Here is a 25,635-nt window from a genome sequence, read left to right as displayed (position 1 = left end):
GCCTTGGATGTTACGGATTGGAACTGCATCCGAACATACCAAGGCTGATTATCTGACGCTGGTTAGCTGCCTTGATCAGCAGCTGAAATTACAGGCGCATCGGCATGACGACGTAAGCGGAGTCATCATTGTCGGCTTCCTGTACCAGCGCACTGCTGTTGGAATCGGAGAGGATCAGACGCACCTGCTCGGTGGTCATCACGCCCAGCACGTCGAGCAGGTAACTGACGTTGAAACCGATTTCCAGCGCGCTGCCGTTGTAATCGACCGCGATCTCTTCTTCGGCTTCTTCCTGCTCCGGGTTGTTGGCCTGGATTTTCAGCAGGCCAGCGGCCAGTTGCAGGCGAATACCGCGGTACTTTTCATTCGACAGAATGGCAGTACGGCTGAAGGCTTCACGCAGGCCCTGACGGTCGGCGACCACCAACTTGTCACCGCCGCGTGGCAGCACACGCTCGTAATCCGGGAACTTGCCGTCGACCAGTTTCGAGGTGAAGGTGAATTCGCCGGTGGTGGCGCGGATGTGGTGTTGGCCGAGCACGATGGACACTTCACCATCCTGTTCGGTCAGCAGGCGCGCCAGCTCGAGAATCCCCTTACGCGGCACGATGACCTGGTGCTTGCCTTCATGCTCGATGGCAGCCTCCATGGAGCACATCGCCAGGCGGTGACCATCGGTGGCGACCGCACGCAGGATGCCGGTCTGCACTTCGATCAGCATGCCGTTGAGGTAGTAGCGCACGTCCTGCTGGGCCATGGCGAAGCTGGTGCGTTCGATCAAGCGGCGCAGTTTGCTTTGCACCAGGTTGAAGGTCAGCGAACCCGGGCCTTCCTCGACGGTAGGGAAGTCGTTGGCGGGCAGGGTGGACAGGGTGAAACGGCTACGCCCGGCCTTGACCAGCAGCTTCTGCTCGTCGACGCGAATGTCGATCAGTGCATCACTGGGCAGGCTCTTGCAGATGTCCATCAGCTTGCGCGCCGGCACGGTGATTTCACCGGGCTCGGCAGCGTCTTCCAGTGCCACGCGACCAACCAGCTCGACCTCCAGGTCGGTACCGGTCAGCGACAGTTGCTGGCCTTCGACGACCAGCAGTACGTTGGACAGAACCGGCAAGGTCTGGCGGCGTTCCACGACGCCGGCGACCAGTTGCAGGGGTTTCAACAGGGCTTCGCGTTGAATGGTGAAGTGCATGGTCTAGTCCCTTGCCTCGTGCATGGAGTTGCGTATCAAGTGGTCAGTGTACGCAGCAGGTTCTTGTAATCCTCGCGGATGTCCGCGTCGGATCCCCTAAGTTCAGCAATCTTACGACAGGCGTGCAACACAGTGGTGTGATCACGACCGCCGAACGCCACACCGATTTCCGGCAGGCTGTGGTTGGTGAGTTCCTTGGACAGCGCCATGGCCACCTGACGCGGCCTGGCGATGGAACGCGAACGCCGTTTGGACAACAGATCGGTGATCTTGATCTTGTAGTACTCGGCCGTGGTGCGCTGGATATTGTCGATGCTGACCAGCTTGTCCTGCAGGGCCAGCAGGTCCTTGAGAGATTCGCGAATCAGCTCGATGGTGATATCACGGCCCATGAAGTGCGAGTGGGCGATCACCCGCTTCAGGGCACCTTCCAGCTCTCGCACGTTGGAGCGAATACGCTGGGCGATGAAGAAGGCTGCATCATGGGGCAGATCGACCTTGGCCTGGTCGGCCTTCTTCATCAGGATCGCCACACGGGTTTCCAGCTCGGGCGGCTCGACTGCCACCGTCAGGCCCCAGCCAAAGCGCGACTTCAAGCGCTCTTCCAGGCCTTCGATTTCCTTCGGGTAGCGGTCGCTGGTGAGAATCACCTGCTGGCCACCTTCGAGCAATGCGTTGAAGGTGTGGAAGAACTCTTCCTGGGAACGCTCCTTCTTGGCGAAGAACTGAATGTCATCGATCAGCAGTGCATCCACCGAGCGGTAGAAACGCTTGAATTCGTTGATGGCATTGAGCTGCAGCGCCTTGACCATGTCGGCCACGAACCGCTCGGAGTGCAGGTAGACCACCTTGGCATTCGGATTCTTGGCCAGCAGGTGGTTACCCACCGCGTGCATCAGGTGCGTCTTGCCGAGGCCGACGCCCCCATAAAGGAACAACGGGTTGTAACCGTGCTTGGGGTTGTCGGCGACCTGCCAGGCCGCAGCGCGAGCGAGCTGGTTCGACTTGCCCTCGACGAAGTTGTCGAAGGTAAAGGTCCGGTTCAGATAACTGGTGTGCTTGAGGCCACCTTCTACCTGCACGTTGCGCTCGGTGCGCGCGGGCGCCGCAATGGGCGTAGCGCCGGCCATGGAATCGAAGCTGGCCCGCGACGGCTCGGCCTGCACCGGCAGCTTGGGCGGCGGCGCACTGACTTGAGGTGCAGGAGCCGGGGCGGGCGCGGATGATGGCGGGCTGTTATAGCTGGAAACCGACGGCGAGGGGGTCAGCACGGCACGTGGCGCTGAGCTGCGGCGGCTGCCGATCAGCAGCGAAATGGCCGGCACCAGACCGGCCGCACGCTCGCCAAGCAGCTCGAGCATACGGCCCATGTACTTTTCATTGACCCAGTCGAGAACGAAACGATTGGGTGCGTAGACACGCAGCTCGTCGCCTTCGGCTTCTACCTGTAGTGGACGGATCCAGGTGTTGAATTGCTGGGCAGGCAGTTCGTCGCGCAGGAGTTCCACGCACTGCTGCCAAAGTTCCACGGACACGGACATCCCCTGTTTGAAAACGCTGAGGCAAAAACAGTGGCTATTGTAGCTTCAAGAACTGGAGTTATCCACATAGGAAAGCCAATCAGTACAAGACAAATCAAGGTGTTAGGCAATTTGCCACACGTCGGATAAGGCGCATTTAAAGTCTGTGGATAACGCTCCTTGGGCAACGTGTAAAAGCCAGGGGAAAAGCCATGGGATATCTGCCCTGTGGGTAACTAGCCAATCGATCCCCAGGCGATGCCCAGCAAGCGAACATGCGCAGCACCGCTTTCTGACAGGCTTTTGCCGCGCTGAAAGCATCATGGGTATTGCCCTCCAGGAACTTATCCACAGAAACGGGAGCACGCATTTATAAGAAACATAACAAGCCTTTCTAAAAAGATTCTTTCCTTTATATTTCTCTATCTGCAAAACAACTGGTTGGAAATTGACCTGGCCTGCGGCTTTCTCTAGAATCGCCGGTCTCTTAAAACGGGGACCATTCCGGTCCGTTGTCGACAACCAGGTAACCGCATCATGAAACGCACTTTCCAACCCAGCACCATCAAACGCGCTCGTACCCACGGCTTCCGTGCTCGCATGGCTACCAAGAACGGCCGTGCCGTCCTGTCGCGTCGTCGCGCCAAGGGCCGTGCTCGTCTCGCAGTCTGATTTTCCAGTCTTGTGGTGAGTCGAGGCTTCGGCCGGGAGAAGCGCCTGCTCACTCCCCGGCAATTCAAGGCAGTCTTCGACTCTCCAAGCGGCAAAGCGCCGGGCAAGAGTGTCCTGCTGCTTGCGCGCAACAATGAGCTTGATCATTCTCGCCTCGGTCTGGTGATCGGCAAGAAGAGCGTCAAGCTTTCTGTTGAGCGCAACCGCCTGAAACGCCAAATCCGCGAATCGTTCCGCCTCAACCAGGACAACCTGGTGGGCTGGGACATCGTGGTAGTTGCGCGTAAAGGCCTGGGTGATCTACAGAACGCCGAGCTGGCTCAACAGTTCGGCAAGCTGTGGAAACGCCTGGCACGCAGCAAGCCCAGCCAACCGGCCAATGCCCAGACCGGGGTGAACGACAATCCCCATGCGTAAACTGGTTCAAGCTCCAATCCGGTTTTACCAGTACGCCATCAGTCCGATGATGGCCAGTCATTGTCGTTTCTACCCCTCTTGTTCCTGCTACGCGCTTGAAGCCATCGAAACCCATGGCGTCCTGCGTGGTGGCTGGCTGACCGTTCGTCGTCTGGGACGCTGCCACCCCTGGCATCCCGGAGGCTACGATCCGGTGCCCCTCGCGAAACACTCCCGTTCCTCTTCGATGGCCGAATAATCATGGATATCAAACGTTCGATCCTGATCGTCGCCCTGGCAGTCGTGTCCTACATGATGGTTCTTCAATGGAACCAGGACTACGGCCAGGCCGCTCTGCCGAATCAGACCGCTTCGACCAGCAAACCCGCACCGAGTCTGCCGGAAACCGCTTCGGTGGGCAGCAATGACGATGTGCCCACGGCCAATGCCGGCGGCACCGAGCCAAGCCCGGTGGAAACCGTTGCGGTCAGCGACGAGCTGATTCAGGTCAAGACCGACGTACTGGATCTGGCCATCGATCCGCGTGGTGGTGACGTGGTTCGCCTGAGCCTGCCGCACTACCCACGCCGCCAGGACCGCCCGGACGTTCCGTTCCAGCTGTTCGACAATGGCAACGAGCACCTGTACCTGGCCCAGAGCGGCCTGACCGGTGCCAATGGCCCGGATGCGCGCGCCAATGGTCGCCCGCTGTACAGCAGCGAGCAGCGCGTCTACCAGCTGGCTGACGGCCAGGATCAGCTGGTGGTCGACCTGAAGTTCAGCGAGGCTGGCGTCAACTACACCAAGCGTTTCACCTTCAACCGCGGCCTGGACACCAGCTGCTCGGCCAAGGAAGTGGAACAGAAGAAAACCGGCTGCATCACCGGCAATGGTTACCAGATCGGCGTCACCTACCTGATCGACAACCAGAGCGCCAATGCCTGGACGGGCAACCTGTTCGCCCAGCTCAAGCGCGACAACAGCGGTGACCCGTCCTCCAGCACCGCCACCGGCACCGCCACCTACCTGGGTGCTGCGCTGTGGACCCCGGAGAAGCCGTACACCAAGGTGTCGATGAAAGACATCGACAAGCAGAGCCTCAAGGAAACCGTGCAGGGCGGCTGGGTTGCCTGGCTGCAACACTATTTCGTGACCGCCTGGGTGCCGGCCAAGGACGACACCAACGTGGTGCAGACCCGCAAGGACAGCCAGGGTAACTACATCATCGGTTACACCGGCCCTGCACTGAACGTACCTGCCGGTGCCGAAGGCCAGACCAGCACCACGCTGTATGCCGGCCCGAAGATCCAGAAGGACCTCGCCGCGCTGTCGCCTGGTCTGGACAAGACCGTCGACTACGGCATCCTGTGGTTCCTCGCCGAGCCGATCTTCTGGCTGCTGGAACATATCCACAACCTGCTGGGTAACTGGGGCTTCTCGATCATCGTGCTGACGCTGATCATCAAGCTGGCGTTCTTCCCGCTGTCGGCTGCCAGCTACCGTTCCATGGCGCGCATGCGTGCCGTATCGCCGCGTCTGCAAGCGCTGAAAGAGCAGTTCGGTGACGATCGCCAGAAGATGTCCCAGGCGATGATGGAGCTGTACAAGAAAGAGAAGATCAACCCGCTGGGCGGCTGTTTGCCGATCCTGGTGCAGATGCCGGTGTTCCTGGCCCTGTACTGGACCCTGCTGGAATCCGTGGAAATGCGTCAGGCACCGTGGATCCTGTGGATCACCGACCTGTCGATCAAGGATCCGTACTTCATCCTGCCGATCATCATGGGCGCCACCATGTTCATCCAGCAGCAGCTCAACCCGACACCGCCGGACCCCATGCAGGCACGCGTGATGAAGATGATGCCGATCATCTTCACCTTCTTCTTCCTGTGGTTCCCGGCGGGCCTGGTGCTGTACTGGGTGGTCAACAACGTCCTGTCCATCGCTCAGCAGTGGTACATTACCCGCAAGATCGAAGCGCAGACCAAGGCCTCCGCGGCCTGATCCGATACGCTTCCACAGCTACACAGAACGCCCCCTCGTGGGGCGTTCTGCTATCCAGCGTTTGGAGAACCTTATGTCCGTATCCCGAGAAACCATCGCCGCCGTTGCTACCGCCCAGGGTCGTGGTGGTGTGGGCATCGTGCGGGTCTCAGGGCCACGTGCACGGATGATCGCCATCACCCTGAGCGGTATCGAACCCAAGCCGCGCCACGCTCACCACGGCGCCTGGCACGATGATGCCGGGGAGGTGATCGACGAAGGCCTGCTGCTGTTCTTTCCCGGCCCCCATTCGTTCACCGGCGAAGACGTGCTCGAGCTGCAGGGCCACGGTGGCCCGGTGGTGCTGGACATGCTCCTGCAGCGCTGCCTGGAGCTGGGCGCACGTCAGGCCCGGCCGGGCGAATTCAGCGAGCGGGCGTTCCTCAACGACAAGCTCGACCTGGCCCAGGCCGAGGCGATTGCCGACCTGATCGAAGCCAGTTCCGCCGAGGCGGCGCGCAATGCCGTGCGCTCGCTACAGGGCGAGTTCTCGCGACGGGTGCACGAGCTGACCGAACAGCTGATTGCCTTGCGCATCTACGTCGAGGCGGCCATCGACTTCCCCGAAGAGGAAATCGACTTCCTTGCCGATGGCCATGTACTGAGCCTGCTCGAGGGCGTGCGCGCGCAGTTATCCACAGTATTGCGCGAAGCCGGGCAGGGTGCCTTGCTGCGCGACGGCATGACGGTGGTCATCGCCGGCCGGCCGAACGCCGGCAAATCCAGCCTGCTCAATGCCCTGGCCGGGCGCGAGGCGGCCATCGTCACCGACATTGCCGGCACCACCCGCGACGTGCTGCGCGAACATATCCACATCGATGGCATGCCCCTGCATGTGGTCGATACCGCCGGCCTGCGCGACACCGACGACCAGGTCGAGCGAATTGGTGTGGAGCGCGCATTGAAGGCGATAAACGAAGCCGATCGCGTATTGCTGGTCGTCGACTCGACGGCGCCGGAAGCCGCCGACCCCTTCGCGCTGTGGCCCGAATTCCTGCAGCAGCGGCCGGATCCGGCCCGGGTCACGCTGGTTCGCAACAAGGCGGATCTATCCGCCGAGCCGGTGGCCCTGCACAGCGCCGCCGATGGCCAGGCCACTCTGGCGCTCTCGGCCAAGTCCAGCGAAGGCCTGGAGCTGCTGCGTGAGCACCTGAAGGCCTGCATGGGCTTCCAGCAAACCGCGGAGAGCGGCTTCAGCGCGCGCCGCCGCCACCTCGATGCGCTGCATCAGGCGCAAGCCCATCTCGACCATGGTCACGCTCAATTGACTCAGGCCGGCGCCGGCGAACTGCTTGCCGAAGACTTGCGCCAGGCGCAGCAAGCCCTGGGCGAAATCACCGGCGCATTCAGCTCCGACGACCTGCTGGGCCGCATCTTTTCCAGTTTCTGCATCGGCAAATAGCCTCTCTCCCCTTCGCTGTGGATAACCTTTTTCGCCGTTATCGGGGCTCGATAGCGGCGAAGGCATTGCTCAACGCACCGCCAGGCTCAGCCTGAATCTCGCCTGCATCCCAGCCTCTCAGGAACAGCCAAACCAGCTGCGCCTCCACCGGCGAGCGGCATCTGGCCGCTTGATAGTGCCCATACGACGCTAAAAAACGCGAGCCTGGCTGATTTACCCACGGATACCCTCGCGTAAGGCTGCTGGCCGGGCAGCCATGAGCCTGTTCAGCCCTGCATCCACAGGCCAGATAAACCCTGTGGAAAACCCCACTTGAGGCCTGCCCATAAGCCGGTGACTAACCGAGGGATAAATCGCCCTGTGTATAACCTGCCCTTTTACACACAGGCTGATCACCGCTGCCGCACACCCGCCGCCCAGGATAACCGCGCTTTCATACATCGCTGTACATACGATGAATAAAGGGCTGTAGCCATCTATCCACAGATAATGGCGGAACCATTTATAAACATAAAAACAAGCCTTTTAAAAAAATCATTCTTTTTCTTTATTTATGTTCCAGCCCCGAACGACACCACGGCATGCAAGCGGGTGACGAGTGAACACTCGGCCGTTAGACGCACCAGTGGTTGGCTATTTTTTGTGCAAAAGGCTTCTTTCAGCCGGGCTAAATCCCTATACTTGCCGCCCTTTCCTAGAAGCTCCCTTTCTCAACAGGCACGAGGTGCGTGGTGGATTTCCCTTCCCGTTTTCAAGTGATCGTCATCGGCGGCGGTCATGCCGGTACCGAGGCTGCGCTTGCAGCGGCGCGCATGGGGGTGAAAACCCTGTTGCTGACCCATAACGTGGAAACCCTCGGGCAGATGAGCTGCAACCCGGCCATCGGCGGAATCGGCAAGAGCCACCTGGTCAAGGAAATCGACGCCCTGGGTGGCGCCATGGCCACCGCTACCGACCTGGGCGGCATCCAGTTCCGCGTGCTCAACAGCCGCAAGGGCCCTGCCGTGCGGGCAACCCGCGCCCAGGCAGACCGCATCCTCTACAAGGCAGCGGTGCGCGAGATTCTCGAGAACCAGCCCAACCTGTGGATATTCCAGCAGGCAGCCGATGACCTGATCGTCGAGCAGGACGAGGTCAAGGGCGTGGTCACCCAGATGGGGCTGCGCTTCTTCGCCGACTCCGTGGTGCTGACCACCGGCACCTTCCTTGGTGGACTTATCCACATCGGCATGCAGAACTACTCCGGCGGCCGTGCCGGTGACCCGCCTGCGAATGCCCTGGCCAAGCGCATGCGTGAACTGCCGCTGCGCGTGGGTCGCCTGAAGACCGGTACGCCGCCGCGCATCGATGGCCGTTCGGTGGACTTCTCGGTAATGACCGAGCAGCCAGGCGACACGCCGATTCCGGTGATGTCGTTCATGGGCCACAAAGCGCAGCACCCGCGTCAGGTGAGCTGCTGGATTACCCACACCAATGCGCGCACCCACGAAATCATCGCTGCCAACCTCGACCGGTCGCCAATGTACTCCGGGGTCATCGAGGGCGTGGGGCCGCGCTACTGCCCGTCGATCGAAGACAAGATCCACCGCTTCGCCGACAAGCAAAGCCACCAGGTGTTCATCGAGCCGGAAGGCCTGACCACCCATGAGCTGTACCCCAACGGGATTTCCACCTCGCTGCCGTTCGATGTGCAGTTGCAGATCGTGCAGAGCATCCGCGGCATGGAGAACGCCCATATCGTGCGCCCCGGTTACGCCATCGAGTACGACTACTTCGACCCGCGCGACCTCAAGTACAGCCTGGAAACCAAGGTCATCGGCGGGCTGTTCTTCGCCGGCCAGATCAACGGCACCACCGGTTACGAAGAAGCCGGTGCCCAGGGTCTGCTGGCCGGTGCCAATGCCGCGTTGCGCGCCCAGGGCCGCGACAGCTGGTGCCCGCGGCGCGACGAGGCCTACATCGGCGTGCTGGTCGACGACCTGATCACCCTGGGTACCCAGGAGCCGTATCGGATGTTCACCTCGCGGGCCGAGTACCGCCTGATCCTGCGTGAAGACAACGCCGATCTGCGCCTGACCGAGAAGGGCCGCGAGCTGGGCCTGGTCGACGACGCTCGCTGGGCGGCATTCGAGGCCAAGCGCGAAAGCATCGCCACGGAAGAGCAGCGCCTGAAAAGCACCTGGGTACGGCCGAACACGCCGCAAGGCGAAGCCATCGTCGAGCGCTTCGGCACACCGCTGACCCACGAGTACAACCTGCTCAACCTGCTGTCGCGCCCGGAGATCGATTACGCCGGCCTGGTCGAGGTCACCGGTGCAGGTGCCGAAGACCCGCAGGTGGCCGAGCAGGTCGAGATCAAGACCAAGTACGCCGGTTACATCGAGCGTCAGCAGGACGAGATCGCCCGCCTGCGCGCCAGTGAAGAAACCGCACTGCCTGTGGATATCGACTACGCGACGATTTCCGGGCTGTCCAAGGAGATCCAGCACAAGCTTGGCGACGCCAGGCCGCAGACCCTGGGCCAGGCTTCGCGCATCCCGGGCGTTACCCCGGCGGCGATTTCCCTGCTGCTGATCCACCTGAAGAAACGTGGCGCCGGTCGCCAGCTGGAGCAGAGCGCCTGATGTCCGTTACCGCTCGCCACGCCGAAGAATTGCAACAAGGTGCCCGCGAACTGGCGGTCACCCTGTCCGACCAGCAACACCAGCAACTGCTCGCCTACCTGGCATTGCTGATCAAGTGGAACAAGGCCTACAACCTGACCGCCGTGCGCGACCCCGACGAAATGGTCTCGCGGCATCTGCTCGACAGCCTCAGTGTGGTGCCCTTCGTCGCCGAGGCTGGGGATAAGTGGCTGGACGTCGGCAGTGGCGGTGGCATGCCGGGCATTCCGCTGGCCATCCTGTTTCCAGAGCGGCGTTTCACCCTGCTGGATTCCAATGGCAAGAAAACCCGCTTCCTGACCCAGGTGAAGCTCGAGCTCAAACTGGCCAACCTGGAAGTTATCCACAGCCGGGTCGAAGGGTTCACGCCCGAGCAGCCGTTCAGTGGTATCTGTTCGCGGGCGTTCAGCTCCCTGGAAGACTTCGCCAACTGGACGCGTCACCTCGGCGATGGCCAGACCCGCTGGCTGGCGATGAAGGGCGTGCACCCGGATGACGAACTGCAGGCGCTGCCGGCGGACTTCAGCCTGGCTGCAACCCAGGTGCTCAAGGTTCCCGGTTGCCAAGGTCAGCGCCATCTGTTGATACTGCGTCGCTCGGTTTAGGGGGAACGGCAACATGGCTAAAGTATTCGCAATCGCCAACCAGAAGGGCGGCGTGGGCAAGACCACGACCTGCATCAACCTGGCGGCTTCCCTGGTTGCGACCAAACGCCGTGTGCTGCTCATCGACCTCGACCCCCAGGGCAACGCCACCACCGGCAGCGGTATCGACAAGCAGACGCTGGAGCACTCGATCTACGACGTGCTGGTCGGTGAATGCAACCTGGTCGAAGCCATGCAGTTCTCCGAGCACGGCGGCTATCAGCTGCTGCCGGCCAACCGCGACCTGACCGCCGCGGAAGTGGGCTTGCTGGAAATGAAGATGAAGGAAAGCCGCCTGCGTTATGCACTGGCGCCGATCCGCGAGAATTACGATTACATCCTCATCGACTGCCCACCGGCGTTGTCGATGCTGACGGTCAACGCCCTGGTCGCCGCCGACGGGGTGATCATCCCCATGCAGTGCGAGTACTACGCACTCGAGGGCTTGAGCGACCTGGTCAACAGCATCCAGCGCATCGGCAAGCTGCTCAACCCGACGCTGAAGATCGAAGGCCTGCTGCGTACCATGTACGATCCGCGCATCAGCCTGACCAGCGACGTGTCTGCCCAGCTCAAGGAACATTTCCCCGACACGCTCTATCAAACCGTGATCCCGCGTAACGTGCGACTGGCCGAAGCCCCCAGCTTCGGCATGCCGGCGCTGGTCTACGACAAGCAATCCCGTGGTGCGATCGCCTACCTGGCGCTGGCTGGCGAGCTGGTTCGCCGCCAGCGCGCGAACGCCCACACCGCAACCGTATAAGGAATCTGTGCATGGCTGCCAAGAAACGTGGGCTCGGACGAGGCCTGGACGCCCTGCTGGGGGGCTCCAGTGTCGAGTCCCTGGAAGAAGAAGCCGTCAAGGTCGATACCAGTGAGCTGCAGCACCTGCCGCTGGACCTGATCCAGCGCGGCAAATACCAGCCGCGCCGCGACATGGACGTCACCGCCCTCGAAGAACTCGCGCAGTCGATCAAGACCCACGGCGTGATGCAGCCCATCGTGGTGCGCCCCGTGGGTGACGGCCGCTACGAGATCGTCGCCGGTGAGCGCCGCTGGCGGGCTACCCAGCAGGCCGGCCTGGAGCGCATTCCGGCCCTGGTGCGCGAGCTGCCCGACGAAGCCGCCATCGCCATGGCGCTGATCGAGAACATCCAGCGCGAAGACCTCAACCCCATCGAGGAAGCCATGGCCCTGCAGCGCCTGCAGCAGGAGTTCCAACTGACCCAGCAACAGGTCGCCGAAGCGGTCGGCAAGTCGCGCGTGACCATCACCAACCTGCTGCGCCTGATCGCACTGCCGGAGGAAGTGAAAACCCTGCTCTCCCACGGCGATCTGGAAATGGGCCATGCGCGTGCGCTGCTGGGCCTGCCGGTGGAACAGCAGACCGAAGGTGCGCGACATGTTGTCGCACGCGGCCTGACCGTGCGCCAGACCGAGGCACTGGTGCGTCAGTGGTTGACTACCCAGGAGCGGCCAACTGCCACTACCAAGGTCGATCCGGACATCAGTCGGCTCGAACAGCGCCTGGCTGAGCGGCTGGGCTCTCCGGTACAGATCAAGCATGGTCAGAAGGGCAAGGGCCAACTGGTAATTCGCTACAACTCCCTCGACGAACTTCAGGGCGTTCTAGCCCACATTCGCTGAAACAATTGCTCCTGGAGCACTACGGCGAAAAGGCTTTCGGGCAGTTGAACGGGGTGGGAACCGCCCCTATACTCTGCGCGCATTTCGGCGGCATAAACTATGCCAACGCATTGATTCTTTTGGCGCCGATACCATGAGGGCCAACCCAGGTAATTCGATGGATATCCGCACGCCAAAACGCTTGCCCTTCCATCGCCTGCCGGTTTTTCCGGTGCTCCTGGCCCAGCTGATTGCATTGGTTTTGTTCGCCGCTGTGTTCTGGCAATGGCGAGGGGATGTTGCCGGTTACTCCGGCTTGTGCGGCGGGCTGATCGCCTGGCTGCCGAATCTGTACTTTGCCCACAAGGCATTCCGGTTCTCCGGAGCGCGGGCAGCCCAGGCCATCGTCCGGTCGTTCTACGCCGGCGAAGCAGGGAAACTGGTTTTGACAGCGGTGCTTTTCGCACTGGTGTTTGCAGGTGTGAAGCCTTTGGATGCGGCGGCCTTGTTCGGCGTATTCCTGCTGACCCAACTGGTCAACTGGTTCGCACCCTTGCTGATGAAGAGATGATTTTTAAAGCCTTAGAGCGTTTGAGGGATTTATGGCAGCTGCAGAAACCGCTTCGGGTTATATCCAGCATCACTTGCAGAACCTGACCTTCGGTCAGCACCCGGTCAATGGCTGGGGGTTCGCCCACACGGCCCAGGAAGCCAAAGAGATGGGCTTCTGGGCATTCCACCTCGATACCCTGGGTATCTCCGTGGTGCTGGGGCTGATCTTCATCTTCCTGTTCAAGGCTGCTGCCAAGCGCGCGACCTCCGGCCAGCCCGGCGGTCTGCAGAACTTCGTCGAAGTGCTGGTCGAGTTCGTCGACGGCAGCGTCAAGGACACCTTCCACGGCCGTAATGCCCTGATCGCGCCGCTGGCCCTGACCATCTTCGTCTGGATCTTCCTGATGAACCTGATGGACCTGGTGCCGGTAGACTGGATCCCGATGGCTGCCGCCAAGATCGTCGGTGACGAGCACCTGTTCTTCCGTGCCGTGCCGACCACCGACCCGAACGCCACCCTGGGCATGGCCCTGTCGGTATTCGCGCTGATCATCTTCTACAGCATCAAGGTCAAGGGCATCGGCGGCTTCCTCGGCGAGCTGACCCTGCACCCGTTCAGCGCCAAGAACATCTTCGTCAAGATCCTGCTGATCCCGGTCAACTTCCTGCTGGAGTTCGTGACCCTGATCGCCAAGCCGGTTTCCCTGGCCCTGCGACTGTTCGGCAACCTGTATGCCGGCGAGCTGATCTTCATCCTCATCGCGGTCATGTTCGGCGGCGGCATTCTGTTGGCAGCACTGGCAGGCGTTCTGCAGTGGGCCTGGGCAGTCTTCCACCTGATCATCATCACGCTGCAGGCCTTCATCTTCATGATGCTGACCATCGTCTATCTGTCGATGGCGCACGAAGACAGCCATTGATGGACGTGTCGCGCATCGACGATGCGCGGCGTTCACGATGGATCCGGCCTCGGCTGGAACGCCCGCAAGGGCACTGGAAGTAACGGTTTTGCTTTACCGCTTTACCCTTAGAAAAACCTTAACCAATACGACGTAAAAAGTCGGGAGGAAAGATGGAAACTGTAGTTGGTCTGACCGCGATCGCTGTTGCTCTGCTGATTGGCCTGGGCGCTCTGGGTACCGCCATTGGCTTCGGCCTGCTGGGCGGCAAGTTCCTGGAAGGCGCTGCGCGTCAGCCGGAAATGGTTCCGATGCTGCAAGTGAAAATGTTCATCGTCGCCGGCCTGCTCGACGCCGTGACCATGATCGGTGTTGGTATCGCACTGTTCTTCACCTTCGCGAACCCCTTCGTTGGTCAAATCGCTGGCTGATCACTCGAATTTTTCGAGTTGATTGGTGTGATGGACAACGAACGAGCGAGGTGTTGGCGTGAACATTAATGCAACCCTGATTGGCCAGTCCGTTGCCTTCTTCATCTTCGTGCTGTTCTGCATGAAGTTCGTATGGCCTCCGGTCATTGCGGCTTTGCAAGAGCGTCAGAAGAAGATTGCTGAAGGTCTGGACGCTGCCAGTCGTGCGGCTCGTGATCTGGAGTTGGCCCAAGAGAAAGTGGGTCAGCAACTGCGCGAAGCCAAGACACAGGCTGCTGAAATCATCGAGCAAGCCAAGAAACGCGCGAACCAGATCGTCGATGAAGCCCGTGATCAGGCTCGCGTCGAGGCGGATCGTGTGAAGGCTCAGGCTCAGGCCGAGATCGAACAGGAAATCAACAGCGTCAAAGACGCCCTGCGTGCCCAAGTGGGTGCTCTGGCCGTCGGCGGTGCCGAGAAGATCCTGGGCGCATCCATCGACCAAAACGCGCATGCGGAGCTGGTTTCCAAACTGGCCGCCGAAATTTAAGCGAGGGCGCGATCATGGCAGAACTGACCACGTTGGCCCGACCTTATGCCAAGGCGGCTTTCGAATACGCCCAGGCCCACCAGCAGCTGGCCTCTTGGTCAGCCATGCTCGGCCTGGCAGCGGCGGTGTCGCAAGACGCCACCCTGCAAAGCGTGTTCAAGGCCCCGCGTTTGACGAGTACAGACAAGGCCACCACCTTCGTCGAGGTGTGTGGTGACAAGTTCGACGCCCAGGTACGCAATTTCATCCACGTTGTCGCAGAGAACGATCGTCTGGCCCTGTTGCCGGAAATCTTCGCGCTGTTCGAGCTGTACAAGGCCGAGCAGGAGAAGTCGATCGACGTGGACGTTACCAGTGCCTTCGCATTGAGCGATGAACAGCAAGACAAACTCGCCAAGGTTCTCAGTGCACGGCTCGGCCGGGAAGTGCGCCTGCACGCTGCGGAGGATGCCACCTTGATTGGTGGTGTCGTAATCCGCGCCGGCGACCTGGTTATCGATGGCTCAGTTCGCGGCAAAATCGCGAAGCTGGCCGAAGCATTGAAATCTTGAGTTTGAAGGGGCAGCAGAGCTATGCAGCAACTCAATCCTTCCGAAATTAGTGAAATCATCAAGGGGCGTATCGAGAAACTCGACGTCTCTTCCCAAGCCCGTAACGAAGGCACCATCGTCAGCGTATCCGACGGTATCGTGCGTATTCACGGTCTCGCCGACGTCATGTACGGCGAAATGATCGAGTTCCCGGGCAGCGTCTACGGTATGGCACTGAACCTGGAGCAAGACTCCGTCGGTGCCGTTGTCCTGGGTGCGTACACCACCCTGGCCGAAGGCATGAGCGCCAAGTGCACCGGCCGCATCCTGGAAGTTCCGGTTGGTCCGGAACTGCTGGGCCGCGTCGTCGACGCCCTGGGCAACCCGATCGATGGCAAGGGCCCGATCAACACCGCCGCTACCGACGCTGTCGAGAAAGTGGCTCCAGGTGTGATCTGGCGCAAGTCGGTCGACCAGCCGGTACAGACTGGCTACAAGTCGGTCGATGCCATGATCCCGGTAGGCCGTGGCCAGCGCGAGCTGATCATCGGTGACCGTCAGATCGGCAAGACCGCCCTGGCCGTCGACGCCATCATCAACCAGAAGAACAGCGGCATCTTCTGCGTCTACGTCGCTGTTGGTCAGAAGCAATCGACCATCGCCAACGTGGTGCGCAAGCTGGAAGAGTCCGGTGCCCTGGCCAACACCATCGTGGTGGCTGCCTCGGCTTCCGAGTCGGCTGCGCTGCAGTTCCTGGCTCCTTACGCCGGCTGCACCATGGGCGAATACTTCCGCGACCGCGGTGAAGATGCGCTGATCGTTTATGACGATCTGTCCAAGCAAGCAGTGGCTTACCGCCAGATTTCCCTGCTGCTGCGCCGTCCGCCAGGCCGTGAAGCCTACCCGGGCGACGTGTTCTATCTCCACAGCCGTCTGCTGGAGCGTGCATCGCGCGTTTCCGAAGAGTACGTCGAGAAGTTCACCAATGGCGCCGTGACCGGCAAGACCGGTTCCCTGACCGCTCTGCCGATCATCGAAACCCAGGCTGGCGACGTTTCCGCGTTCGTTCCGACCAACGTGATTTCCATCACCGACGGTCAGATCTTCCTGGAATCGGCCATGTTCAACTCGGGTATCCGTCCGGCCGTCAACGCCGGTATCTCGGTATCCCGTGTGGGTGGTGCTGCGCAGACCAAGATCATCAAGAAGCTCTCCGGTGGTATCCGTACCGCTCTGGCTCAGTACCGTGAACTGGCGGCATTCGCCCAGTTCGCTTCTGACCTGGACGAAGCCACCCGCAAGCAGCTCGAGCATGGTCAGCGCGTTACCGAGCTGATGAAGCAGAAGCAATACGCTCCGATGTCCATCGCGGACATGGCGCTGTCGCTGTATGCCGCCGAGCGTGGTTTCCTGACCGACATCGAAGTCGCCAAGATCATCAGCTTCGAGCAGGCTCTGATCGCCTTCTTCAACCGTGATCACGCCGCTCTGATGGCGAAGATCAACGAGAAGGGTGACTTCAATGACGACATCGATGGCCAGCTGAAAGCCGGTATCGAGAAGTTCAAAGCCACCCAAACCTGGTAAGCCGCAGCGGGCGTCGAGAGACGCCCGCCTGCTAACCCGATAGGTGTGAAATGGCAGGCGCAAAAGAGATTCGCAGCAAGATTGCGAGCATCAAAAGCACGCAGAAGATCACCAGCGCCATGGAAAAGGTGGCGGTCAGCAAGATGCGCAAGGCACAACAGCGCATGGCAGCTAGCCGTCCCTACGCGGAGCGTATCCGCCAGGTTATTGGTCATCTGGCCAACGCCAACCCCGAGTACCGTCATCCCTTCATGATCGAACGCGAAGTCAAGCGCGTCGGTTATGTGGTGGTGAGTTCGGACCGTGGTCTGTGCGGTGGCTTGAATACCAACCTGTTCAAGGCCCTGGTCAAGGACATGTCGGCAAACCGCGAGCGCGGCGTGGAGATCGATCTCTGCGTAGTTGGCAGCAAGGGTGCGGCATTCTTCCGCAACTTTGGTGGCAACGTCGTCGCTGCGATCAGCCACCTCGGCGAAGAGCCGTCGATCAACGATCTGATCGGCAGCGTCAAGGTGATGCTCGATGCTTACCTGGAAGGGCGCATCGACCGTTTGTCCGTGGTTTCCAACAAGTTCATCAATACCATGACCCAGAAGCCGACCGTGGAGCAGTTGATTCCACTGGTGGCCGACTCGGATCAGGAACTGAAACACCACTGGGACTACCTGTACGAACCCGACGCCAAGCAGCTGCTTGACGGGCTGATGGTGCGCTACGTGGAGTCGCAGGTGTACCAGGCAGTGGTCGAGAACAACGCAGCCGAACAGGCCGCGCGGATGATCGCGATGAAGAACGCCACCGATAACGCGGGCGACCTCATCAAAGACCTGCAGTTGATCTACAACAAGGCACGTCAGGCAGCGATCACCCAGGAAATTTCGGAAATCGTCGGCGGCGCTGCCGCGGTTTAACGGTTCAAATATTCAGAGGAACCAAAGATGAGTAGCGGACGTATCGTTCAAATCATCGGCGCCGTCATCGACGTGGAATTCCCGCGTGACAAGGTGCCGAGTGTTTATGAAGCGCTGAAAGTAGTCGGCGCCGAAACCACTCTGGAAGTTCAGCAGCAGCTGGGCGACGGCGTGGTGCGTACCATTGCGATGGGTTCGACCGAAGGCCTCAAGCGTGGCCTGGACGTCGACAGCACTGGCGCAGGCATCCAGGTACCGGTCGGGGTCAAGACCCTGGGCCGTATCATGGACGTACTGGGCAACCCGATCGACGAAGCTGGCCCGATTGGCGAAGAAGAGCGTTGGGGCATTCACCGTCCTGCGCCGACCTACGCCGAGCAGGCAGGCTCCAACGAGCTGCTGGAAACCGGCATCAAGGTCATCGACCTGGTTTGCCCGTTCGCCAAGGGCGGTAAGGTCGGTCTGTTCGGTGGTGCCGGTGTCGGCAAGACCGTCAACATGATGGAGCTGATCCGTAACATCGCCATCGAGCACAGCGGTTATTCCGTGTTCGCCGGTGTGGGTGAGCGTACTCGTGAGGGTAACGACTTCTACCACGAGATGAAGGACTCCAACGTTCTCGACAAGGTAGCCCTGGTCTACGGTCAGATGAACGAGCCACCAGGCAACCGTCTGCGCGTCGCCCTGACCGGCCTGACCATGGCCGAGAAGTTCCGTGACGAAGGCCGTGACGTGCTGTTCTTCGTGGACAACATCTACCGCTACACCCTGGCCGGTACCGAAGTATCCGCACTGCTCGGCCGTATGCCATCGGCAGTAGGTTACCAGCCGACCCTGGCTGAAGAGATGGGCGTTCTGCAAGAGCGCATCACTTCGACCAAGACCGGTTCGATCACCTCGATCCAGGCCGTCTACGTACCTGCGGACGACCTCACCGACCCGAGCCCGGCGACCACCTTCGCCCACTTGGACGCCACCGTCGTACTGTCCCGTGACATCGCTTCCCTGGGTATCTACCCGGCGGTCGATCCACTGGACTCGACCTCGCGCCAGCTGGACCCGAACGTGATCGGCCAGGAGCACTACGACACCGCTCGCGGCGTTCAGTACGTGCTGCAGCGCTACAAGGAGCTGAAGGACATCATCGCGATCCTCGGCATGGACGAACTGTCGGAAGAAGACAAGCAGCTGGTATCCCGTGCTCGTAAGATCCAGCGCTTCCTGTCCCAGCCGTTCTTCGTTGCTGAAGTGTTCACCGGTTCGCCAGGCAAGTACGTTTCCCTGAAGGACACCATCGCTGGTTTCAGCGGCATCCTCAAAGGTGAGTACGATCACCTGCCGGAGCAGGCGTTCTACATGGTCGGTGGCATCGAAGAAGCCATCGAGAAAGCGAAGAAACTGTAATCACCCGTGCGCCCGGCAACGGGCGCTTACGTGAGGCTAGATATGGCTATGACAGTCCATTGCGACATCGTCAGCGCAGAAGGCGAGATCTTCTCCGGTCTGGTCGAAATGGTGATCGCCCACGGCAACCTGGGTGATCTGGGGATTTCCCCAGGCCACGCACCGTTGATCACCGACCTCAAGCCGGGCCCGATTCGTCTGGTCAAGCAGGGTGGCGATACCGAGGTGTTCTACATCTCCGGTGGCTTCCTGGAAGTGCAGCCAAGCATGGTCAAGGTTCTTGCCGACACCGTGCAGCGCGCTGCCGACCTGGACGAAGCCTCCGCTCAGGAAGCCGTCAAGGCTGCCGAGAAGGCGCTGAGCGAGCAGGGAGCCGAGTTCGACTACGGTTCCGCCGCTGCTCGTCTGGCCGAGGCCGCAGCCCAGCTGCGCACCGTCCAGCAAATGCGCAAGAAGTTCGGCGGTAGCTGATACCGACGCTCTTCATCGTTGCTTGGAAAAAGGGTAGCCTTGGCTACCCTTTTTCTTGTCCGCGATTTAACCGATGTTGTGGATAACTCGATCATGTGGGAGCGGCTTCAGCCGCGATGGATGTATCACTGATCGACACTCACGCAACGGATTGCTGTGAACCATCTTTCTTTCCGCTCTCGTTTATCTGGATCTGCCATGTCCCTCGATATCGTCATTCTCGCCGCCGGCCAGGGCACCCGCATGCGTTCGGCCCTGCCCAAGGTGCTGCACCCGGTGGCTCACAAGCCGATGCTCGGCCACGTCATCGACACCGCCCGCAGCCTGCAGCCGCAGAGCATTCAGGTGGTGATCGGCCATGGCGCCGAGAAGGTACGCGAGCGCCTGGGGGCCGACGACCTGAATTTCGTGATCCAGGCCGAGCAGCTGGGTACCGGCCATGCGGTGGCCCAGGCGCAGCCTGCGCTGAGTGCCGATAAGGTATTGATCCTCTATGGCGACGTGCCGCTGATCGAGCCGGCGACCCTGCAGCGCCTGCTGGAGCTGGTCAACGACAACCAGCTCGGCCTGCTCACCGTCAATCTGGCCGACCCGACCGGCTACGGCCGTATCGTGCGTAACGAGCAGGGCGCGGTGCAGGCCATCGTCGAGCACAAGGACGCCAGCGAGGCGCAGCGGCAGATCCGCGAAGGCAATACCGGGATTCTCGCCGTGCCCGGCAAGCGCCTGGGCGACTGGCTGGGGCGCCTGTCGAACAGCAACGCCCAGGGCGAGTACTACCTCACCGACGTGATCGCCATGGCGGTGGCCGACGGCCTGGTGGTGGCCACCGCCACCGCCGCCGACGAGATGGAAGTGCTCGGTGCCAACGACCGCATCCAGTTGTCGCAGCTCGAATGCCATTACCAGCAGCGCATGGCGCGCCGCCTGATGGCCCAGGGCGTGACCCTGCGCGATCCCCATCGCTTCGACGTACGCGGTGAAGTGACCGTGGGCCGCGACGTGACCATCGATATCAACGTGATCCTCGAAGGTCGCGTGGTCATCGAGGACTTTGTTTCGATCGGCCCCAACTGCGTGATCAAGGACAGCACCCTGCGCAAGGGCGCCATCGTCAAGGCCAACAGCCACCTGGAAGGTGCCGAAGTGGGTGAGGGTGCCGATTGCGGTCCGTTCGCCCGTCTGCGCCCAGGCAGCGTGCTGGGCGCCAAGGCCCATGTGGGTAACTTCGTGGAGCTGAAGAATGCCGTGCTGGGCGAGGGTGCCAAGGCCGGCCACCTGAGCTACCTGGGCGACGCCGAGATCGGTGCGCGGACCAACATCGGCGCCGGCACCATCACCTGCAATTACGATGGCGCCAACAAGCACCGCACCGTAATGGGTGAGGATGTTTTCATTGGCTCGAACAGCGCGCTGGTTGCGCCGGTCACCCTTGGCGATGGCGTTACCACCGCCGCGGGTTCGGTGGTCACCTCGGACGTGCCGGCCAACAATCTCGCCGTTGCCCGCGGTCGCCAGCGCAATATCGAAGGCTGGCAGCGTCCGACCAAGAAGAAGCCCTGATCCTGCGCTGTGGATAACCTGGCTACCGCGTCAGGCGGGAGGCAAATAGGTTATCCACAGCCGGTTTGCTCTTGACGCCGAAAGCGCCTTGAGTTTTGATTCGCACCATTATCTTTCGAATCGAAACTTAGATATGTCCAAACGCAACACACCGCAACGTCGCCATACCATTCTTGCCTTGCTCGCCGAGCAGGGCGAGGTGAGCGTCGACGCCCTGGCCAAGCGTTTCGCCACCTCCGAAGTGACCATTCGCAAGGACCTCGCCGCACTGGAAGCCAACGGCCTGCTGTTGCGCCGCTATGGCGGTGCGGTGCCGCTGCCCCAGGAAATGATGGTCGAAAGCAGCCAGCCGGTTTCCCGCTACAAGCAGGCGATCGCCCGGGCAGGGGTGGCGCGCATCCGTGAGCACGCGCGGATCATCATCGACAGCGGCACCACCACCGCCGCGATGATCCCCGAACTGGGCCACAAGCCCGGGCTGGTGGTGATGACCAATTCGCTGAACGTGGCCAACGCCCTGCGCGACATCGAGCATGAACCGGTGCTGCTGATGACCGGCGGCACCTGGGATCCGCATTCGGAATCCTTCCAGGGCCAGGTCGCCGAGCAGGTGCTGCGCTCCTATGATTTCGACCAGCTGTTCATCGGTGCCGACGGCATCGACCTGCAGCGCGGTACCACCACCTTCAACGAACTGCTGGGCCTGTCGCGAGTGATGGCCGAAGTGGCCCGTGAAGTGATCGTCATGGTCGAGAGCGACAAGATCGGCCGGCGCATTCCCAATCTCGAACTGCCCTGGGGCAGCGTGCACACCCTGATTACCGACGAGCGCCTCGCTGACGAGGCGCGCGAACAACTCTTGGCCCGCGGGATCCAGCTGATCTGCGCGGCCACTGACGCATCCTGAGGAGAACCTTATGTGTGGCATCGTAGGCGCCATCGCTGAACGCAACATCACCGCCGTGCTGGTCGAGGGCCTCAAGCGCCTCGAGTACCGTGGCTATGACAGTGCCGGTGTGGCGCTGATCGATGACCTGGGCACCCTGCAGCGTCGGCGTCGCGTGGGCAAGGTCAGCGAGCTGGAAGCGGCACTGGACAGCGAACCGCTGCCGGGCCGCCTGGGCATCGCCCACACCCGCTGGGCCACCCATGGCGTGCCGACCGAAAACAATGCTCACCCGCACTTCTCCGCGGATCACCTGGCGGTGGTGCACAACGGCATCATCGAAAACCATGGCCCGCTGCGCGAGCAGCTGCAGGGCCTGGGTTACCACTTCAGCTCGGATACCGATACCGAAGTCATCGTCCACCTGCTCGATCACACCCTGAAGAGCCACAGTGACCTGGCCGACGCCCTCAAGGCGGTGGTCAAGCAGCTGCGCGGCGCCTATGGCCTGGCGGTGATCAGTGCAGCCAACCCGGATCGCCTGCTGGCCGCGCGCAGTGGCAGCCCGCTGGTGATCGGTCTGGGCCTGGGCGAGAACTTCCTCGCCTCCGACCAACTGGCCCTGCGCCAGGTCACCGACCGCTTCATGTACCTGGAAGAGGGCGATATCGCCGAGATCCGCCGCGACAGCGTGCAGATCTGGGACACCCACGGCAAGCCGGTGCAGCGCGAAGCGGTGCAGTACCACGAAGGCGCCGATGCCGCCGACAAGGGCGCGTTCCGCCACTTCATGCTCAAGGAGATCCATGAGCAGCCCACCGTCGTGCAGCGCACCCTGGAAGGCCGCCTGGGCACTGACCATGTACTGGTGCAGGCGTTCGGCCCGCAGGCTGCCGAGTTGTTCGCCAAGGTGCGCAACGTGCAGATCGTCGCCTGCGGCACCAGCTACCACGCCGGCATGGTCGCCCGTTACTGGCTCGAAGAACTGGCCGGCATCCCCTGCCAGGTCGAGGTGGCCAGCGAGTTCCGCTATCGCCGCGTCGCGGTGCAGCCGGACACCCTGTTCGTGAGCATCTCCCAGTCCGGTGAAACCGCCGACACCCTGGCCGCCCTGCGCAATGCCAAGGCCGATGGCGGCTACCTGGCCAGCCTGGCGATCTGCAACGTCGGCATCAGCTCGCTGGTGCGTGAGTCCGACCTGACCCTGCTGACCCATGCCGGCCCCGAGATCGGCGTCGCCTCCACCAAAGCCTTCACCACCCAGCTGGTCGGCCTGATGCTGCTGACCCTGGCCCTCGGCCAGGTCAAGGGCTCGCTGCAAGCGGGTGTCGCCGCCGAGCTGGTCGACGAGCTGCGCCGCCTGCCGGCGCGCCTGGACGAAGCCCTGGCGATGGACAAGATCATCGAGAAAGTCTCCGAGCTGTTCGCCGAGAAGCACCACACCCTGTTCCTCGGCCGTGGTGCGCAATACCCGGTGGCGATGGAAGGCGCCCTCAAGCTCAAGGAAATCTCCTACATCCACGCCGAAGCCTACCCGGCCGGTGAGCTCAAGCACGGCCCGCTGGCCCTGGTCGACGCCGACATGCCGGTGGTCACCGTGGCGCCCAACAACGACCTGCTCGACAAGCTCAAGTCCAACCTGCAGGTGGTGCGTGCCCGCGGTGGCGAGCTGCTGGTATTCGCAGACGAGCAGGCTGGCATGAGCAATGGCGAGGGCACCCACGTGGTGAACATGCCGCACATTCATGACGCGCTGGCACCGATCCTCTACACCCTGCCGCTGCAGCTGCTGTCGTACCACGTGGCGGTGCTGCGCGGCACCGATGTGGATCAGCCGCGCAACCTGGCCAAGTCGGTCACGGTGGAGTGATGCGCAACAAGGTCGCGCTGGCCCAGCTCGGGCCACTGGCGCAACTGCGTGCCGGCAACCTGCCGCTGCGTCTGCTGCAGCTGTTCGTCGGCCTGGCCTTCTTCGGCATTTCCATGGCGATGATGATTCGCGGCAACCTGGGGCTATCGCCCTGGGATGCGCTGCATGTCGGCCTGGCCAAGTTGTTGCCGTTGAGCTTTGGCTGGATCGTGGTCGGCGTGTCCTTCCTGGTGCTGCTGCTGTGGATTCCGCTGCGCGAAATCCCCGGTCTCGGCACCCTCGCCAACGCCGTGGTGATCGGCCTGGTGGCGGACTTCACCCTGCAGTTGCTGGTGGCGCCGGAAGGCTTCATCTGGCGCCTGCTGCTGACCCTGGGCGGCGTGCTGCTGTGCGGTCTCGGCTCGGCGCTGTACATCGGCGCCCAGCTCGGCCGTGGCCCCCGTGATGGGCTGATGACCGGCCTGCATCGGGTGACCGGTTACTCGCTGCGCTCCATGCGCACCGCCATCGAGTTGAGCGTGCTGCTGGTCGGCACCCTGCTCGCCGGCTACAAGGTGCTGGGCATCGGCACCCTGCTGTTCGCCTTCGGCATCGGCCCGCTGACCCAGCTGATGCTGCCGTGGGTGCTGGTGAAGTTGGATACCTGACGGGGCGCGGCCACGGGCTGAATATGTAGGCCGGCGATTTGCGGCTGGCTTCCTTTGAGCGTTTGATGCTCAGCGCAGCGGCGTTTCGTCCGCTCGCAGGGTCAGCACCCGCACGCCGTCGGCCGTGACCGCCACCGTGTGCTCGAACTGCGCGGACAACAGGCCGTCGGTGGTCACTACCGTCCAGCCGTCACCAAGGGTTCTGGTGGCGGGTTTGCCCTGGTTGATCATCGGCTCGATGGTAAAGGTCATGCCTTCGCGCAGGGTCAGGCCGGTTCCGGCCTTGCCCCAGTGCAGCACTTCCGGCGCTTCGTGCATCTGCTTGCCGATGCCATGGCCGCAATATTCGCGCACCACCGAATAACCGTGGGCGCGGGCATGCCGTTCGATGGCGTGGCCAATGTCGCCCAAGCGGCCGCCCGGGCGCACCACAGCGATGCCCTTCCACAGGGCTTCGTAGGTCACCCGGCTGAGCCGCTGCGCTTCGGGCGACACGTCGCCGATCAGGTAGGTCTTGCTGGAGTCGGCGATATAGCCGTTCTTTTCCAGGGTGATATCGAAATTCACCAGATCGCCGTTGTGCAATAGTTCGGCAGCGCTGGGCACGCCGTGGCAGACCACCTGATTGCGCGAGGCATTCAAGGCATAGGCATAGCCGTATTGCCCCTTGCTCGCCGGGCGCGCCTGAAGGCTGTGGACAATGAAGTTATCCACAAGGTCATTGACCTGCATGGTCGACATACCGCTCAGATCCAGCTGATCGAGATGGCCGAATACCAGCGCCAGCAGCCTGCCGGACTCGGCCATCAGGGCGATTTCTTCCGGTGTCTTGATCACGACGCATCCGCCAGGCCAGGCGCCGAGACACCCGCGGCGCGCAGTTCGGCAGCCATTACCTCGTTGAAGCTCAGGGTCGGATTCATTTCGCAGAGCATGCCGATACGAATCCAGAACCCGGCCTGGGCGTTGATGGAGCGATGCGACACGCTGCTCGCCCGGCGGATCTGGTCGTGCAGTGCATCTTCGATATTGACGATACCCATGGTGAAACCTCTATACGGTTCATATATGAATCATATAGTGGTTTCAGGGAAGTGCCCAGGTGATCTGTCGCGTAACGGGGCCAAATAGGCTGTTCAAGGATTGATCAGCCTGTTTGAAAGCACCGTAATTACTGGCCTGTGCAACTATATCCACAGG

26 protein-coding genes are annotated in these 25,635 nt (G+C 61.6%); 22 read left to right on the top strand and 4 right to left on the bottom strand.

Annotation, left to right across the window (positions count from 1 at the left end; translation table 11 throughout):
* Positions 1-88 precede the first annotated feature (88 nt).
* Together dnaN and dnaA are read right to left on the bottom strand one after the other, a co-directional pair.
* A complete protein-coding gene (dnaN, locus tag QYS36_RS09055) occupies positions 89-1,192 on the bottom strand; it encodes a DNA polymerase III subunit beta (RefSeq protein WP_111462960.1) in 1,104 nt (367 codons plus the stop codon).
* Between the two features lie 35 nt (positions 1,193-1,227).
* Positions 1,228-2,727 (bottom strand): chromosomal replication initiator protein DnaA, encoded by a 1,500-nt coding sequence (dnaA, locus tag QYS36_RS09050; protein ID WP_308839153.1) that lies wholly within the window; start codon positions 2,725-2,727, stop codon positions 1,228-1,230.
* A gap of 522 nt (positions 2,728-3,249) precedes the next feature.
* Between dnaA and rpmH the strand changes: the two genes are divergently transcribed.
* The 22 genes from rpmH (at position 3,250) to QYS36_RS08940 (ending at position 24,435) form a co-directional block, all read left to right on the top strand.
* A complete protein-coding gene (gene rpmH / locus QYS36_RS09045) occupies positions 3,250-3,384 on the top strand; it encodes a 50S ribosomal protein L34 (protein WP_003213577.1) in 135 nt (44 codons plus the stop codon).
* Between the two features lie 15 nt (positions 3,385-3,399).
* Positions 3,400-3,801 carry a ribonuclease P protein component gene (gene rnpA / locus QYS36_RS09040; RefSeq protein ID WP_308839152.1) on the top strand — a complete coding sequence of 134 codons (402 nt, stop codon included), beginning with the start codon at positions 3,400-3,402 and terminating at the stop codon, positions 3,799-3,801.
* The gene (gene yidD / locus QYS36_RS09035) at positions 3,794-4,039 is read left to right on the top strand and encodes a membrane protein insertion efficiency factor YidD (protein WP_075929009.1); all 246 of its coding nucleotides are present in this window, start codon (positions 3,794-3,796) and stop codon (positions 4,037-4,039) included. The genes rnpA and yidD overlap by 8 nt, the downstream gene beginning before the upstream one ends.
* Positions 4,040-4,041: 2 nt before the next feature.
* On the top strand, positions 4,042-5,781 hold the full coding sequence (gene yidC, locus QYS36_RS09030) for a membrane protein insertase YidC (RefSeq protein WP_308839151.1): 1,740 nt from the start codon (positions 4,042-4,044) through the stop codon (positions 5,779-5,781).
* A gap of 73 nt (positions 5,782-5,854) precedes the next feature.
* Positions 5,855-7,222, top strand: a complete 1,368-nt coding sequence (gene mnmE, locus QYS36_RS09025; protein WP_308839150.1) for a tRNA uridine-5-carboxymethylaminomethyl(34) synthesis GTPase MnmE — start codon at positions 5,855-5,857, stop codon at positions 7,220-7,222.
* Positions 7,223-7,953: 731 nt separating this feature from the next.
* Entirely contained in the window at positions 7,954-9,846 is a 1,893-nt protein-coding gene (gene mnmG / locus QYS36_RS09020) for a tRNA uridine-5-carboxymethylaminomethyl(34) synthesis enzyme MnmG (RefSeq protein ID WP_308839149.1), read from the top strand.
* Complete coding sequence (gene rsmG / locus QYS36_RS09015) at positions 9,846-10,490, top strand: 16S rRNA (guanine(527)-N(7))-methyltransferase RsmG (RefSeq protein ID WP_374990431.1); 645 nt, start codon at positions 9,846-9,848, stop codon at positions 10,488-10,490. Before mnmG ends, rsmG begins: the two co-directional genes overlap by 1 nt.
* A gap of 13 nt (positions 10,491-10,503) precedes the next feature.
* Positions 10,504-11,292 (top strand): ParA family protein, encoded by a 789-nt coding sequence (locus tag QYS36_RS09010; protein WP_308839148.1) that lies wholly within the window; start codon positions 10,504-10,506, stop codon positions 11,290-11,292.
* 11 nt (positions 11,293-11,303) lie between these two features.
* The gene (locus QYS36_RS09005; RefSeq protein ID WP_308839147.1) at positions 11,304-12,176 is read left to right on the top strand and encodes a ParB/RepB/Spo0J family partition protein; all 873 of its coding nucleotides are present in this window, start codon (positions 11,304-11,306) and stop codon (positions 12,174-12,176) included.
* 157 nt (positions 12,177-12,333) lie between these two features.
* Entirely contained in the window at positions 12,334-12,726 is a 393-nt protein-coding gene (locus QYS36_RS09000; protein ID WP_308839146.1) for a F0F1 ATP synthase subunit I, read from the top strand.
* Positions 12,727-12,757: 31 nt separating this feature from the next.
* Positions 12,758-13,627: a F0F1 ATP synthase subunit A gene (gene atpB / locus QYS36_RS08995; RefSeq protein ID WP_308839145.1), complete on the top strand. Its 870-nt coding sequence runs from the start codon at positions 12,758-12,760 to the stop codon at positions 13,625-13,627.
* Positions 13,628-13,779: 152 nt separating this feature from the next.
* Complete coding sequence (atpE, locus tag QYS36_RS08990) at positions 13,780-14,037, top strand: F0F1 ATP synthase subunit C (RefSeq protein WP_003097235.1); 258 nt, start codon at positions 13,780-13,782, stop codon at positions 14,035-14,037.
* A gap of 58 nt (positions 14,038-14,095) precedes the next feature.
* Positions 14,096-14,566, top strand: a complete 471-nt coding sequence (locus QYS36_RS08985; RefSeq protein ID WP_070884868.1) for a F0F1 ATP synthase subunit B — start codon at positions 14,096-14,098, stop codon at positions 14,564-14,566.
* Positions 14,567-14,580: 14 nt separating this feature from the next.
* Positions 14,581-15,117 carry a F0F1 ATP synthase subunit delta gene (locus QYS36_RS08980; protein WP_070884869.1) on the top strand — a complete coding sequence of 179 codons (537 nt, stop codon included), beginning with the start codon at positions 14,581-14,583 and terminating at the stop codon, positions 15,115-15,117.
* A 21-nt stretch (positions 15,118-15,138) separates the two neighbouring features.
* A complete protein-coding gene (gene atpA, locus QYS36_RS08975) occupies positions 15,139-16,683 on the top strand; it encodes a F0F1 ATP synthase subunit alpha (RefSeq protein WP_111462949.1) in 1,545 nt (514 codons plus the stop codon).
* A 50-nt stretch (positions 16,684-16,733) separates the two neighbouring features.
* A complete protein-coding gene (gene atpG / locus QYS36_RS08970) occupies positions 16,734-17,594 on the top strand; it encodes a F0F1 ATP synthase subunit gamma (protein ID WP_308839144.1) in 861 nt (286 codons plus the stop codon).
* A 27-nt stretch (positions 17,595-17,621) separates the two neighbouring features.
* Positions 17,622-18,998, top strand: coding sequence for a F0F1 ATP synthase subunit beta (gene atpD, locus QYS36_RS08965; RefSeq protein WP_073263617.1), 1,377 nt, complete (start codon positions 17,622-17,624; stop codon positions 18,996-18,998).
* A 42-nt stretch (positions 18,999-19,040) separates the two neighbouring features.
* Complete coding sequence (locus QYS36_RS08960) at positions 19,041-19,469, top strand: F0F1 ATP synthase subunit epsilon (RefSeq protein WP_070884871.1); 429 nt, start codon at positions 19,041-19,043, stop codon at positions 19,467-19,469.
* Positions 19,470-19,667: 198 nt separating this feature from the next.
* On the top strand, positions 19,668-21,032 hold the full coding sequence (gene glmU / locus QYS36_RS08955) for a bifunctional UDP-N-acetylglucosamine diphosphorylase/glucosamine-1-phosphate N-acetyltransferase GlmU (protein WP_308839143.1): 1,365 nt from the start codon (positions 19,668-19,670) through the stop codon (positions 21,030-21,032).
* A 133-nt stretch (positions 21,033-21,165) separates the two neighbouring features.
* On the top strand, positions 21,166-21,939 hold the full coding sequence (locus QYS36_RS08950; RefSeq protein WP_308839142.1) for a DeoR family transcriptional regulator: 774 nt from the start codon (positions 21,166-21,168) through the stop codon (positions 21,937-21,939).
* Between the two features lie 10 nt (positions 21,940-21,949).
* The gene (gene glmS, locus QYS36_RS08945; RefSeq protein WP_308839141.1) at positions 21,950-23,788 is read left to right on the top strand and encodes a glutamine--fructose-6-phosphate transaminase (isomerizing); all 1,839 of its coding nucleotides are present in this window, start codon (positions 21,950-21,952) and stop codon (positions 23,786-23,788) included.
* A complete protein-coding gene (locus QYS36_RS08940; protein ID WP_111462945.1) occupies positions 23,788-24,435 on the top strand; it encodes a YitT family protein in 648 nt (215 codons plus the stop codon). Before glmS ends, QYS36_RS08940 begins: the two co-directional genes overlap by 1 nt.
* 69 nt (positions 24,436-24,504) lie before the next feature.
* Here QYS36_RS08940 and map read toward each other — a convergent pair whose 3' ends face one another.
* Positions 24,505-25,272: a type I methionyl aminopeptidase gene (map, locus tag QYS36_RS08935; protein ID WP_308839140.1), complete on the bottom strand. Its 768-nt coding sequence runs from the start codon at positions 25,270-25,272 to the stop codon at positions 24,505-24,507.
* A complete protein-coding gene (locus QYS36_RS08930; protein WP_308839139.1) occupies positions 25,269-25,478 on the bottom strand; it encodes a ParD-like family protein in 210 nt (69 codons plus the stop codon). The genes map and QYS36_RS08930 overlap by 4 nt, the downstream gene beginning before the upstream one ends.
* Positions 25,479-25,635 lie beyond the last annotated feature (157 nt).

It is taken from the genome of Pseudomonas sp. G34, assembly GCF_031119625.1.
Taxonomy (GTDB): domain Bacteria; phylum Pseudomonadota; class Gammaproteobacteria; order Pseudomonadales; family Pseudomonadaceae; genus Aquipseudomonas.
Note: the sequence above shows the minus strand (reverse complement) of the source record. Positions and strands in the feature narration are given on the sequence as shown.

Bases quoted from the DNA above. Each gene is read 5' to 3' on its own strand.
- atpG (WP_308839144.1), top strand. From the start codon at position 16,734: ATGGCAGGCGCAAAAGAGATTCGCAGCAAGATTGCGAGCATCAAAAGC.
- glmU (WP_308839143.1), top strand. From the start codon at position 19,668: ATGTCCCTCGATATCGTCATTCTCGCCGCCGGCCAGGGCACCCGCATG.
- mnmE (WP_308839150.1), top strand. From the start codon at position 5,855: ATGTCCGTATCCCGAGAAACCATCGCCGCCGTTGCTACCGCCCAGGGT.
- QYS36_RS08950 (WP_308839142.1), top strand. From the start codon at position 21,166: ATGTCCAAACGCAACACACCGCAACGTCGCCATACCATTCTTGCCTTG.
- rsmG (WP_374990431.1), top strand. From the start codon at position 9,846: ATGTCCGTTACCGCTCGCCACGCCGAAGAATTGCAACAAGGTGCCCGC.
- atpE (WP_003097235.1), top strand. From the start codon at position 13,780: ATGGAAACTGTAGTTGGTCTGACCGCGATCGCTGTTGCTCTGCTGATT.
- QYS36_RS08960 (WP_070884871.1), top strand. From the start codon at position 19,041: ATGGCTATGACAGTCCATTGCGACATCGTCAGCGCAGAAGGCGAGATC.
- atpB (WP_308839145.1), top strand. From the start codon at position 12,758: ATGGCAGCTGCAGAAACCGCTTCGGGTTATATCCAGCATCACTTGCAG.
- glmS (WP_308839141.1), top strand. From the start codon at position 21,950: ATGTGTGGCATCGTAGGCGCCATCGCTGAACGCAACATCACCGCCGTG.
- yidC (WP_308839151.1), top strand. From the start codon at position 4,042: ATGGATATCAAACGTTCGATCCTGATCGTCGCCCTGGCAGTCGTGTCC.
- QYS36_RS09005 (WP_308839147.1), top strand. From the start codon at position 11,304: ATGGCTGCCAAGAAACGTGGGCTCGGACGAGGCCTGGACGCCCTGCTG.
- QYS36_RS08980 (WP_070884869.1), top strand. From the start codon at position 14,581: ATGGCAGAACTGACCACGTTGGCCCGACCTTATGCCAAGGCGGCTTTC.
- QYS36_RS09000 (WP_308839146.1), top strand. From the start codon at position 12,334: ATGGATATCCGCACGCCAAAACGCTTGCCCTTCCATCGCCTGCCGGTT.
- rpmH (WP_003213577.1), top strand. From the start codon at position 3,250: ATGAAACGCACTTTCCAACCCAGCACCATCAAACGCGCTCGTACCCAC.
- atpA (WP_111462949.1), top strand. From the start codon at position 15,139: ATGCAGCAACTCAATCCTTCCGAAATTAGTGAAATCATCAAGGGGCGT.
- QYS36_RS08930 (WP_308839139.1), bottom strand. From the start codon at position 25,478: ATGGGTATCGTCAATATCGAAGATGCACTGCACGACCAGATCCGCCGG.
- QYS36_RS08940 (WP_111462945.1), top strand. From the start codon at position 23,788: ATGCGCAACAAGGTCGCGCTGGCCCAGCTCGGGCCACTGGCGCAACTG.
- QYS36_RS09010 (WP_308839148.1), top strand. From the start codon at position 10,504: ATGGCTAAAGTATTCGCAATCGCCAACCAGAAGGGCGGCGTGGGCAAG.
- yidD (WP_075929009.1), top strand. From the start codon at position 3,794: ATGCGTAAACTGGTTCAAGCTCCAATCCGGTTTTACCAGTACGCCATC.
- atpD (WP_073263617.1), top strand. From the start codon at position 17,622: ATGAGTAGCGGACGTATCGTTCAAATCATCGGCGCCGTCATCGACGTG.
- dnaN (WP_111462960.1), bottom strand. From the start codon at position 1,192: ATGCACTTCACCATTCAACGCGAAGCCCTGTTGAAACCCCTGCAACTG.